Raw genomic sequence first — 11,774 nt, 5'->3', positions numbered from 1 at the left:
CGTGCCGACTTCGACCGACGAGCGAGCAGCGACTGGTTCGACCCAGCCGGGCTGTTCGTCGCGGAACGCGACGGCGAGATCGTCGGCTTCCACTGGACGAAGGTCGAGGACGACGTGGGCGAGGTGTACGTCGTCGGCGTCGACCCGTCCCAGCAGGGCAGCGGACTCGGCACGGCCCTCACCGCCCGTGGACTGCGGCACCTGCACGAGTCAGGCATCCGAACCGTCGACCTCTACGTGGAGGGCGACAACGACCCGGCGCTGGCGGTGTACCGGCGACTCGGTTTCACCGAGCACGCCCGCGACGTTCTGTATTCCGCTCGCGAGAGAGAAATTCACCACTCGCGAGAGACTTAGTCACCCCTTCGAGCGACAACTTCTCCCTCGCGAGTGGTGAATTTCTCTCTCGCGAGCGGGTTAGGAGAGGCCGCGCTGGAGGGCGGCAGCTATGCGGCTGATCGCAGCAGGAGCCGATCGACCGAGGCCGCCCATGTTCGTGAAGGCGTGGATGAGTTCTTCTTCGCACTGGTAGTCGACTGGCACGCCGGCGTTGCGCAGACGATCGGCATAGGCCTCGCCCTCGTCGTGAAGCGGGTCGAATCCCGCAGTGACGACGTGAGCCGGTGCCAAACCGGAGGGATCGTGAAGCAGCGGCGAGAGCCGCGGGTCGGCCAGGTCCTCGTTTCCGACCAGATAGCACTCGTCTGAAAGGTCCATGCCCGTCCGGGTGAGGTAGAACCCCTCGGCGTAGGTATCCCGGCTCTTGGTCGGCTGACCGAACTGGGTGACGGGGTAGATGAGCAGCTGGAAGGCCGGTGCCGGAACCTTTGGTTCCTGAGCCTGTCGAAGGGCGCGCACGGCACGCTGTGCAACCACGGCTGAGAGGTTGCCGCCAGCGCTGTCGCCGCCGACGGCGATGCGAGACGGATCGACGCCGAGACCCGCCGCGTGGCTGTTCACCCAGGTCCAGGCGGCCCAGACGTCCTCGACCGCGGCGGGGAATGGTGCCTCGGGCGCGAGCCGGTAGTCGACGGCGATCACTCGCACCTGCGCCTGCTCAGCCAGCATCCGGCAGAAGGGGTCGTGGCTGTCGAGGTCGCCGTGCATGAAGCTGCCACCATGGAAGTAGACCAGCGCCGGCGACGTTCCGGTGACTCCGCGCGGGGTGTAGAACCGCAGGCCGATGGGTCCGCCAGGACCCTCGATGGTGCGCTCGGTGATCGCGCCGATCGGATGCCTGCCGCCGACCGTGCGTGCCGAGGAGACGACCTGCCGCCGTGCCCTCGAGATGGGGAGAGACTCGACCGGCGGGCCCTCGATCCGCTGGAGCCGGAGCAACAGCTGCATCTCGACGTCGAGCGTCTTGCCGTCGACGACCACCGGCGGGCCGGCGAGACGTCGGAGCACAGGGCGAGGTAGCCGGAAGATGCCGCGGGCCACCGCGTTGCGAACACCGCCGGCGACGCCACCGAATCGGACCATGGCCGCGACGGTAGCGCACCACCCGAACAGCACCGTAGCGAGCCTCGGCACCGTTCAGATCTCGTTCACCTTCATCTGCGAACCTTGCTCGATGGACACTTCGGACATGGTCGCCGACCTCGAGGCACCAGCCTCTCCGGACGAGTTCGACGTCGATCCGCCGTTCGACCCGGCCGAGGGGTCGCTGCCCCCCGACCGCTTCCTCGATCGGGAGGTGTCGTGGGTCGCGTTCAACGCCCGGGTGCTCGAGCTCGCGCAGGACGCGGACATTCCCCTGCTCGAGCGGGTCCGCTTCATGGGCATCTTCGCGAGCAACCTCGACGAGTTCTTCATGGTGCGCATCGCGGGCCTGAAGCGCCGCATCGCGGCCGGCGTGGCCGTGCCGTCGGCGAGCGGGCTCAACCCGCGTGACGTGCTGGCCCGCAGTCTCGCCGAGTCCCACGCCCTGATGGTGCAGCACGCCAAGACGTTCGCCGCCGAGGTGGTCCCGGCGCTCCAGTCCGAAGGCATCGCACTCCTGCACTGGTCGGACCTGTCCGACGACGAGCAGGCGCACCTGAGCGAGGTCTACCGCGAGCGCGTCTTCCCCATCCTGACGCCGCTGGCGGTCGATCCGGCCCACCCATTTCCGTACATCTCCGGCCTGTCACTCAACCTCGCGCTGGTGATGCGCAACCCCGAGACGGGCAAGGACCACTTCGCCCGGGTGAAGGTGCCGCCGATCATCGACCGGTGGATGCAGGCGAGCCCAGGTCGGCTGGTGCCGCTCGAGGACGTCATCGCGGCGCACCTCGACCTGCTCTTCCCGGGCATGCAGGTGGTCGCGCATCACGCGTTCCGCGTCACCCGCAACGAGGATCTCGAGGTCGAGGAGGACGACGCCGAAAACCTGCTCAAGGCGCTCGAGCAGGAGCTGCTCCGCCGCCGGTTTGGTCCGCCCGTTCGCCTTGAGGTAGATGAGTCGATCGACCCCGGCGTCCTCGATCTGCTGATCTCGGAGCTGGGCGTCAACCACGACGAGGTGTTCCACCTTCGCGGTCCGCTCGACCTGCGCAGCCTCTCGCAGGTGGCCCAGCTCGACCGTCCAGAGCTCCACTACGAGCCGTTCGTCGCCGGTACCCACGAGCACCTCGCCGAGGTCGAGACGGCCAGCCCGGCCGACCTGTTCGGCGCCCTGCGCAAGCGTGACGTGCTGGTGCACCACCCGTACGACTCGTTCGCCACCAGCGTCCAGAGGCTGATCGAGCAGGCCGCCGCCGACCCCCACGTGCTCGCGATCAAGCAGACGCTTTACCGCACGTCGGGCGACTCCCCGATCATCGACTCACTCGTCGACGCCGCCCGCACCGGCAAGCAGGTGCTGGTGCTGGTCGAGATCAAGGCGCGGTTCGACGAGGAGGCCAACATCCGCTGGGCCCGCAAGCTCGAGCGGGCCGGCTGCCATGTCGTGTACGGACTGGTCGGGCTCAAGACGCACTGCAAGCTCGCGCTCGTGGTGCGTGACGAGCCCGACGGCCTGCGCCGCTACGCTCACATCGGCACCGGCAACTACAACCCCAGGACGGCACGCATGTACGAGGACGTCGGCCTCCTCACCGCCGACCCCGACATCACGGCTGACCTCAGCGACCTGTTCAACAACCTCTCGGGGTTCGCGCAGCAGACCTCGTCATACCGGCGGCTGCTGGTCGCACCGGCTGGGTTGCGCCGTGGCCTGATGGAGCGGATCGAGCAGGAGATCCAGCATCAGCGGGCCGGTCGCGGGGGAGCGCTCCGGTTCAAGCTCAACGCACTCGTCGACGAAAAGATCATCGACAAGCTGTACGAGGCCTCGCAGGTCGGGGTCCGGATCGACCTCGTCATCCGTGGCATCTGCACCCTGCGTCCGGGCGTCCCGGGCCTGAGCGAGAACATCCGCGTCCGCAGTGTGCTCGGACGATTCCTCGAGCACAGCCGGATCTACTGGTTCGGCGGCGGAGGTACGCCCGAGGCCTGGATCGGCTCGGCCGATCTCATGCACCGCAACCTCGACCGCCGCGTCGAGGTGCTCGTGCGCGTGCCCGCGGCCGAGCACACCGCGACGCTCGGCGAGCTGCTCGCGACGATGGCCGACGACAGCACGACCTCGTGGCACCTCGGCCCGGACGCCGGGTGGCAGCGCCACATCGGCGAGCTCGACGTGCAGCGCGAGCTGATCAGCCGCGCGAAGCAGCGCCGCGCCCGCTGACGCAGCGGACCGAATCAGACCTTGCAGGTTGCGAAGAGGACCGGCCCCAGGCCGGTCATGAAGACGTCCGTCTCGGGGTCGTGGGCAAACGCCATCTGCAAGGTCGGGCCGTCGCTGGCGCTCGTCTGCAGCCGTACCGTCTCCTCGAGCTGGCCGAAGCGTCCGATGAACGGGCCAGCAGCGAGCCGCTCGCGCACCCGAGCCTGTTCCGAGGCGACAGCCGCAGACTCGAACGTCATCGCGAAGACGAGACGCTGGGCGGAGAAGCCCGAGCCGCCGCGGTCGACGAGACCACGACCACTGAACAGGTACGGCTCCAGGCCGCCGGCGCGCTCAACTGCTGTGCGCGCCTGCTGCTCCTTGTCGGCGCCACCGCCGACTGCGCTCGTCTCGCAGCCGAGCGTGCCGCCCTGCATGAGGACGGTTTCACTCCCGGCGAGAACGCGGGCAGTGTCGGCGGCAGCCTGATTTCCGGCCAGGGATCGAGCGCGTCCGGCCGCCACGTCGAGCATGAGCGGGATCCGGGCCTTGGTGTCGCTCATGACGATAAGACGCTGCCGTGGGACGAACCCGACGTGGGCCATGATGTCCGGCAGACCCGTCCGCTTGGTGGAGCTCCAGACCTGCCCGTCTTGGGTGTATCCGGCCTCCCGGAGCCGCGAGCGAATGGCGTCGTACGAGACCGATCCGTCCAGCCGGACGACGGCGGCTGCACCATTCCGGTCCTGCCCGTACGCCTCCCAGTCGACCTCCGCCGCCGACCATCCGAGCACCTCGTGCATCGCGCCGGCCTCGGCGATCACCGATCTGGTGCTGAGGTCGCGGATCGCGGACTCGTCGGTGAGCTCGTCCCGCTCGCCGGCGGTGTCGACGGTGCCGATCTCGAGGGTCTCGCGGATCTGGGCCCAGTCGGTGAAGCCCACGATGGTCGTGCTCGCGGGCAGCACGTCGATCGCTGACGTGAGGGCCGGCCTGGTGTCCGGTCGAAGCGCACCCGACCACCAGCCACCCGCAACCGCAAGCGCGATGACGAGAATCGAGACCACCAAGACCGCGCGATCACGCTTCCCAAGCACCCCAGCCACCTCGACTTCACCGCCCGTACACCTGCGCCATGGACAATACGGAGCATGGCAGGTGAACAACTGACGACAGCCGCGGGCGCCGTCGTCTGGCGGCATCGTGCCACACCGACATCCGAGCCCGGCGGAAGCCGCCGGGTCGAGGTTCTCGTGGCGCATCGCCCGCGCTATGACGACTGGACGTTTCCGAAGGGCAAGCCGGACGGCGGCGAGGACCTCGCCGCCACCGCGGTGCGTGAGATCGCCGAGGAGACCGGCCTGCAGGTCCGACTCGGCCACCCGCTGCCCGGCACGGCTTACCTCATCGCGGGTGGACCCAAGCGCGTCAGCTACTGGTGCGCACGCCCGGTCGGGCCCGAAGCGGAGTTCGAGCCCAACCCGGAGGTCGACGAGATCCGCTGGCTGCGGCTAGGTGAGGCACGGCGACTCCTCACCTACAAGCACGACATCGAGCTGCTCGACGCCTTCGCGGAGCTCCGCGAGGCCAAGTCGCACCGCACCCAGACCCTCATCGTCCTGCGGCACGCGAAGGCCGAGTCGCGCGACGACTGGAATGACGACGACCTCGCTCGCCCCCTCACCGAGTCCGGCGCCGCGCGAGCCTCAGCGCTCGTCCCGCTGCTTAGGGCCTACGGGGTCCGGCGGGTCGTCACCAGTCCCGCAGTGCGGTGCGCGCAGACCGTCGAGCCGTTCGCCCACGACATCAGCACCTTCCTCGAGATCGACGACCGGCTGTCGGAGGAGACCCGGTTCGGGCAGGTCAACCGGTCGATCACCGCGATGCTCGACCGCAAGAAGCCCGTGGTGCTGTGCACGCATCGACCGACGCTGCCATGGATCTTCGACGCCGTCGGGTCCGACGGCGTCGAGCTCAAGGCCGGTGAGGGCGTCGTCATACATCACCGCAAGGGCGTCGTCCAGGCCACCGAACCCCTCGGACGTTCTGCCGTCTGAACCCCGTCTGAGCAGGCCATTCGTGGCCTGACCTGCAGCATTGGCCGACCGTTCACCTTGCGTTCACCGCAGCAGTGGACTCGATACACCTGCGGTCCCTAGCGTCCGAAGTGTCAGTCAAAGTGGGCTGCCCCTATGGCCCGTATCAGAGAGGCAACTCTGTGAATCGACGAATCGCGCGCATGACGGCCGTTCCATCGGCCCTGGCGCTTTCCCTCGCCCTCGCCTCATGCGGCGGCGGCAACGAACAATCCGCAGGCGGCACGTCTGGTGAGGTCGTCACCGACGGCTCCTCCACGGTGCAGCCGCTCACTGCCGCAGCCGGCGAGCTCTTCAGCGAGGAGAACAGCGGCGTCAACGTTTCCGTCGCAACCTCCGGCACCGGTGGCGGCTTCGAGAAGTTCTGCGCCGGCGAAACCGACATCTCGAACGCCTCTCGTGCGATCGAGGACGAGGAGAAGGCGATCTGCGAGGAGAAGGGCATCGAGTACACCGAGCTCCGCATCGCCACCGACGCTCTCACCGTGGTCACCTCCAAGGAGAACGACTTCGTGAAGTGCCTGACCACCGACGAGCTCAAGAAGATGTGGGAGCCCGGCGCAGAGGGCAAGGTGACTTCATGGAAGCAGATCAACCCCGACTTCCCGGACGAGAAGTTCGAGCTCTACGGACCGGGAACCGACTCCGGCACGTTCGACTACTTCACCGAAGAGATCAACGGTGAAGAGGGCGCGAGCCGTTCGGACTACAACGCGTCTGAGGACGACAACGTGATCGTCAAGGGTGTCGGTGGTTCCCCCAACGCGCTCGGTTACTTCGGCTACACGTACTTCGAGGAGAACGCCGACACGCTGAAGGCCGTCGAGGTCGACAGCGGTGACGGATGTGTCGCTCCGAGTCCGGAAGCCGCCCAGGAGGGCCAGTACTCGCCGCTCTCCCGTCCTCTGTTCATCTATGTGAACAAGGACAGCTACGCGAAGAAGAAGCAGGTCTCGGCCTTCACCGACTTCTACGTGGAGCAGGACACGGCGATCTCCGAGGCTGCGAAGTTCATCACGCTCAACGATGAGCAGCGCACCGAGCTCGAGACGGCTCTTGAATCACTCAAGGGCTGACAGGCAGTACAAGCAGTACTAAGGAGACGCAACGAAGTGACATCAACCGTCACCCCGAGGGGACCGTCCGAAAGGGCGGCCCCCTCGGGTCCTGCTCCGGAACATCCGCTCGCTCCGGGGAAGCGCCGCTTCGGCGAGGACATCGCGATGGGGCTGCTGAAGGCAGCAGCCGCGCTCTCGGTCATCATCACCGTCGGTATCTTCGTCTCCCTCCTTCTCCCCTCCATCCAGTTCTTCCGCGAGATCAGCCCATGGGACTTCCTGAGCGGGTCCCGATGGGCCCCGACGTTCTCCGATCCTGACTTCGGGGTGCTTCCTCTCATCACCGGAACGCTGTGGACGACCGCGATCGGCTTGTTGATCGCCGTCCCCATCGGTCTCGGCGCTGCGGTGTTCCTCAGTGAGTACGCGCCCGAGCGGATCCGTCGCATCTTCAAGCCGATCCTCGAGGTGCTGGCCGGCATCCCGTCGGTCGTTTACGGCTACTTCGCCCTCTTCTTCGTCGCACCGGTCGTCCTGAAGGATCTCTTTGGCATCGAGGTCGGAACCTTCTCGGTACTCGCCGCCGGCATCGTCCTGGGCATCATGATCATCCCGACGGTCGCCTCCCTGTCCGAGGACTCGCTGAGCGCCGTCCCACAGTCCCTTCGTGAGGGCTCGTACGCCCTGGGCGCCAACACCATGCGCACCACGTTGCGGGTCGTGTTCCCTGCGGCCATCTCCGGCATCACGGCGTCGATCGTGCTTGCCCTCTCGAGGGCCGTCGGGGAGACGATGATCGTCGCCCTGGCCGCCGGCACGCGGGCACAGGTCGTCACCAATCCGACCGACAACGGCCAGACCATGACCGGGTTCATCGCCCAGACCGCGACCGGCGAGAGCAACCCAGGCTCACTGACATACAACACCCTGTTCGCCGTGGGCCTTCTGCTGTTCGTGATCACGTTCATCATCAACGTGATCGCCGGCATCATCGTCCGCCGCATCAGGGAGGTGTACTGATGACCGGGATCGGCCAGCTGGCCGCGCAACCGCTGCGCGCCAAACGCCATGGCGAGCGCAGCCCCACTTCGATCGTCTTCCTTGTCGCGCTGTGGGGCGCGCTCGCCTTCGCCGTGCTCTGCCTCATGGTGCTGCTCGTGGACTCGTTCCTCGACGGCGCGACGCGCCTCGACGCCGACCTCTTCACTAGGTACACCAGCCAGGTCTTCCCCGAGAAGGCCGGCGCCCGGGCGGCGATCATCGGATCGGCCTTCGTCATCGCCGTGACCGCGATTCTCGCCATCCCGCTCGGGATCGCCGCAGGGGTCTATCTCGAGGAGTTCGCAGACGCCCGGCGCGGGTACAACAAGCTCATCGAGGTCAACATCTCGAACCTGGCCGCCGTCCCGGCCATCATCTACGGGATGCTCACGGCCGGCTTCGCCCTGGCCATCGGTCTGGAACGACGCGTCGTCCTGGCGGGTGGTATCGCGCTCGCGCTCCTGATTCTGCCGGTCGTCATCATCGCCACCCGTGAGGCCATCCGGTCGGTCCCGCAGGAGATCCGACACGGCTCACTCGCCCTGGGCGCGACACCCTTGCAGACCGTATGGCGGCAGACGCTTCCGGGAGCCGTTCCAGGCATCGCGACGGGATCGATCCTCGCCTTGTCGCGTGCACTTGGCGAAGCCGCACCGCTCTTGCTGCTGGGCGGGCTCGTGTTCGTCAACTACGACCCGGACGGCCTGATGAGCGGCTTCACGACGCTCCCCATTCAGATCTTCAACTGGGCGTCTCAGCCTCAGCAGGCCTTCCAGGAGGTCGCGTCCGCGGCCATCATCCTCATGCTTGTGCTGCTTCTGATCATGAACGCACTCGCGATCGTCATCCGCAACCGATACCAGAACCGGTGGTGAACCCCATGGCTACGTACGTGACCGATGGATCCGAGTCGCTTGGCGCGCGCGCTCCCGTAAACTCGACGATCGTGCACCCCGATCGCCACGAGCGCACCCTCCCGAAGGCACCCAACCCGATCATGGAATGCGCAGATGTCAGCGTCTTCTACGGCGACTTCTGCGCTGTGTCCGGAGTCGACCTCGCGTTCGGCCGGCACGAGGTGACCGCCCTGATCGGTCCGTCGGGCTGTGGCAAGTCAACCCTTCTCCGCTCCCTCAATCGCATGAACGACCTCATCCTCGGTGCTCGGGTCGAGGGTGCGGTGACGTTCCACGACCAGCCGATCTACGACAAGGACGTCGACCCGATCGAGGTTCGTCGCCGCATCGGCATGGTTTTCCAGAAGCCGAACCCCTTCCCGAAGTCGATCTACGACAACGTCGCTTACGGACCACGGGTCACCGGGATGAAGGTCGACGACATGGACCACCTGGTCGAGGACGCGCTCAAACGTGCGGCCCTGTGGGAAGAGGTGAAACGAAAGCTCAAGGACTCCGCGTTCGGGCTCTCAGGTGGTCAGCAGCAGCGACTCTGCATTGCCCGCACAATCGCCGTGAACCCCGAGGTGATCCTGATGGACGAACCGTGCTCGGCTCTCGACCCGATCGCCACGTCACTCATCGAGGACCTGATGGCCGAGCTCCGGAAGGACTACTCGATCATCATCGTCACTCACAACATGCAGCAGGCCGCTCGCATCGCCGATCGGACCGCGTTCTTCACGGCGTCCATGGACTACACGACCGGGGATCGAACCGGCACCCTCGTGGAGTATGACACGACATCGAACATCTTCGGACGCCCCCAGGACAAGCGCACGGAGGACTACATCTCCGGCCGATTCGGCTGAGGCTGGTCCAGGCCCTCTCCTAGAAGAAGAAACTCGCCAGCCAGTAGGTCAAGGCGGCCATGAGCGCCGCCATCGGAATGGTGATGATCCAGGCGGTCACGATGTTGCGCGCGACCCCCCACCTGACTGCACTGGCACGTTTGGTGGCCCCGGCGCCCATGATGGCGGACGTGATGGTGTGCGTCGTCGAGACGGGCGCCTGCAGTCCGATGGCCATGACGTAGAGCACGGTCGCGGCAACGCCTTCGGCAGCGAACCCGCGCGGCGGGTCGAGATTGATGATGCGCCGGCCCAGGGTCCGCATGATCCGCCAGCCGCCCGAGTAGGTGCCGGCGGAGATGGCGGTCGCCGACGCGATGATGACCCAGAGCGGCACGGTCTGGCCGTCTTCGTACCCTCCGGCCACCAGCGCGAGCACAATGACGCCCATCGTCTTCTGCGCGTCCTGAAGGCCGTGGCCGAGTGACATCCCGGCTGCGGACACCGTCTGGGCTAGCCGGAAGCCGCGGTTGATCTTGGCCGGATGGGCTTGGCGGAAGACCCACATGATCGCGGTCATGAGCAGGAAAGCCCCGACGAAGCCGAGCAGCGGCGACAGCACCATCGGGATCGCGACCTTGTCGATCAAGGTTTCCCACTCGACCACCGTGGACGAGGCGAGACCGGCACCCACGATGCCGCCGATCAGGGCGTGGGAGGAGGACGACGGAATCCCGAAGTACCACGTGATGAGGTTCCAGGTGATCGCGCCGATGAGGGCTGAGATGACGATCGTCAAGGCGATCGCGGTCGTCGCTTCGGCGTCACTCCCGGTCGGGGCCGTTTCGATGTCGATGATCCCCTGGATCGTCTGAGCGACGCCGACGCCCAGCAGGGCTCCCACGAAGTTCAGGATCGCGGCCATCGCGAGCGCGATGCGCGGGGTGAGCGCTCGAGTGGAGACGGAGGTGGCAATCGCGTTGGCGGCGTCGTGGAATCCGTTGGTGTAGTCGAAGAACAGCGCGATGGCGACGGTGGCGATCACCATCGCCAGGATGAAGTCCACGTCTCAGGACTCCTTGACGGCGATCTGCTCCACGGTGTGAGCCACCGACTCGAGGGCGTCGATCGCATGCTCGAGGGAGTCGACGATGTCCTTGAGCTTCAGCACTTCAAGGGTCTTGTGGCTGCCGTTGAACAGGCTGGCAACACTGCGGCGGTAGTAGCGGTCGCCCTGGTTCTCCAGCCGGTTGATCTCGATCCAGTACTCCTCGAGGCCCTTCATCGTGCGGAGCCCCGGCATCGCGTCGGCCGTGAGCTGGGTGGCGCGCTGCAGCACCTCGACCTGTGGCGCGAACTCGGCTGGCAGCACATCGAGCTCGTAGAGCCCGATCATGTCGACCGTCTCCTCCATAAAGTCCATGACGTCGTCGAGGCTGCTGGCGAGCCGGTAGATGTCTTCGCGATCGAACGGTGTGACGAACGTGCTGTTCACCAGTCGAACGATCTTGTGGGTGGTCTCGTCTGCGTCATGCTCGGCTTCGCGCATCTGCTGCGCAATCGCCTCTTTGTCGCTGCTCTGGTCGAGCATCTGCGCCAGGAGCGATGCTCCGTGGACGAGGTGTGACGCCGCTTCGGAGAACATGTCGTAGAACGAGGTTTCAACTGGTCGGATGCGAAGACGCACGCCACAACTCCCGTCGATGTTTACAGGCCAAGGTCATGCTAGGGGGTTGTCTGACCGGAGGGCTACTCGCGGTGGTCCGGCAGGTGAATCGTCAGCTGACGACGATGCCGAGAATCTCGTCGACCTCACGTTGCGTGAGCGGCCGTCCGAGCTCGGACGCAGCGATCATGAGACGGCTGGTGAGCTCGATCTCGTCTAGCACCGCGTCGTCGCGCAGCCGGTGGTCGAGTGGCTCAGGCATCAGGGGGGACTTCCAGAGTGGGTGCGTTGTGGGCTCGTTGCGTGTTCGAGACTAGTCCTGTAGAGCCGCTCGCGCAGCGTTTACCCCAGATGGGTGCGACAGGATTCGGGGAAGACGACTGGCACACTGGACGCCGTGCGGGCCTCTAGCTCAATTGGCAGAGCAGCGGACTTTTAATCCGCGGGTTGTGGGTTCGAGTCCCACGGGGCCCACTCT

General features: G+C 66.3%; 12 protein-coding genes and 1 tRNA gene. 8 read left to right on the top strand and 5 right to left on the bottom strand.

What is annotated here, in order from left to right; translation table 11 throughout:
* A partial coding sequence (locus tag ACRDPN_RS14010; protein WP_431449122.1) for a GNAT family N-acetyltransferase occupies positions 1-357 on the top strand: 357 nt, incomplete at its 5' end.
* Positions 358-417: 60 nt separating this feature from the next.
* On the opposite strand, the gene ACRDPN_RS14005 is transcribed toward ACRDPN_RS14010, so the two are convergent.
* Entirely contained in the window at positions 418-1,482 is a 1,065-nt protein-coding gene (locus tag ACRDPN_RS14005) for an alpha/beta hydrolase (protein WP_431449120.1), read from the bottom strand.
* A gap of 91 nt (positions 1,483-1,573) precedes the next feature.
* On the opposite strand from ACRDPN_RS14005, the gene ACRDPN_RS14000 reads away from it, so the two are divergent.
* Positions 1,574-3,709 (top strand): RNA degradosome polyphosphate kinase, encoded by a 2,136-nt coding sequence (locus tag ACRDPN_RS14000; RefSeq protein WP_431449118.1) that lies wholly within the window; start codon positions 1,574-1,576, stop codon positions 3,707-3,709.
* Between the two features lie 14 nt (positions 3,710-3,723).
* On the opposite strand, the gene ACRDPN_RS13995 is transcribed toward ACRDPN_RS14000, so the two are convergent.
* Positions 3,724-4,785 carry a hypothetical protein gene (locus ACRDPN_RS13995; protein WP_431449117.1) on the bottom strand — a complete coding sequence of 354 codons (1,062 nt, stop codon included), beginning with the start codon at positions 4,783-4,785 and terminating at the stop codon, positions 3,724-3,726.
* Positions 4,786-4,839: 54 nt separating this feature from the next.
* Between ACRDPN_RS13995 and ACRDPN_RS13990 the strand changes: the two genes are divergently transcribed.
* The 5 genes from ACRDPN_RS13990 to pstB all read left to right on the top strand — a co-directional run bounded on the left by ACRDPN_RS13990 (position 4,840) and on the right by pstB (position 9,651).
* Positions 4,840-5,745 carry an NUDIX hydrolase gene (locus ACRDPN_RS13990; RefSeq protein WP_431449115.1) on the top strand — a complete coding sequence of 302 codons (906 nt, stop codon included), beginning with the start codon at positions 4,840-4,842 and terminating at the stop codon, positions 5,743-5,745.
* 182 nt (positions 5,746-5,927) lie between these two features.
* Entirely contained in the window at positions 5,928-6,860 is a 933-nt protein-coding gene (locus ACRDPN_RS13985; RefSeq protein ID WP_431449113.1) for a PstS family phosphate ABC transporter substrate-binding protein, read from the top strand.
* A 147-nt stretch (positions 6,861-7,007) separates the two neighbouring features.
* The gene (gene pstC / locus ACRDPN_RS13980) at positions 7,008-7,862 is read left to right on the top strand and encodes a phosphate ABC transporter permease subunit PstC (RefSeq protein WP_431449111.1); all 855 of its coding nucleotides are present in this window, start codon (positions 7,008-7,010) and stop codon (positions 7,860-7,862) included.
* Positions 7,862-8,758, top strand: a complete 897-nt coding sequence (pstA, locus tag ACRDPN_RS13975) for a phosphate ABC transporter permease PstA (protein ID WP_431449109.1) — start codon at positions 7,862-7,864, stop codon at positions 8,756-8,758. Before pstC ends, pstA begins: the two co-directional genes overlap by 1 nt.
* 122 nt (positions 8,759-8,880) lie before the next feature.
* Positions 8,881-9,651, top strand: coding sequence for a phosphate ABC transporter ATP-binding protein PstB (gene pstB, locus ACRDPN_RS13970; RefSeq protein ID WP_431449126.1), 771 nt, complete (start codon positions 8,881-8,883; stop codon positions 9,649-9,651).
* Positions 9,652-9,670: 19 nt separating this feature from the next.
* Here the strand turns inward: pstB and ACRDPN_RS13965 are convergent, their stop codons facing one another.
* The 3 genes from ACRDPN_RS13965 to ACRDPN_RS13955 form a co-directional block, all read right to left on the bottom strand.
* Entirely contained in the window at positions 9,671-10,678 is a 1,008-nt protein-coding gene (locus tag ACRDPN_RS13965; protein ID WP_431449124.1) for an inorganic phosphate transporter, read from the bottom strand.
* A 21-nt stretch (positions 10,679-10,699) separates the two neighbouring features.
* Positions 10,700-11,317 (bottom strand): DUF47 domain-containing protein, encoded by a 618-nt coding sequence (locus ACRDPN_RS13960; protein ID WP_431449107.1) that lies wholly within the window; start codon positions 11,315-11,317, stop codon positions 10,700-10,702.
* A 91-nt stretch (positions 11,318-11,408) separates the two neighbouring features.
* Positions 11,409-11,558, bottom strand: a complete 150-nt coding sequence (locus ACRDPN_RS13955) for a hypothetical protein (RefSeq protein ID WP_431449105.1) — start codon at positions 11,556-11,558, stop codon at positions 11,409-11,411.
* Positions 11,559-11,697: 139 nt separating this feature from the next.
* Here ACRDPN_RS13955 and ACRDPN_RS13950 point away from each other — a divergent pair.
* Positions 11,698-11,770, top strand: a tRNA-Lys gene (locus ACRDPN_RS13950).
* Positions 11,771-11,774: the final 4 nt, after the last annotated feature.

Source organism: Aeromicrobium sp., from assembly GCF_050700635.1.
GTDB lineage: Bacteria > Actinomycetota > Actinomycetes > Propionibacteriales > Nocardioidaceae > Aeromicrobium.
Note: the sequence above shows the minus strand (reverse complement) of the source record. Positions and strands in the feature narration are given on the sequence as shown.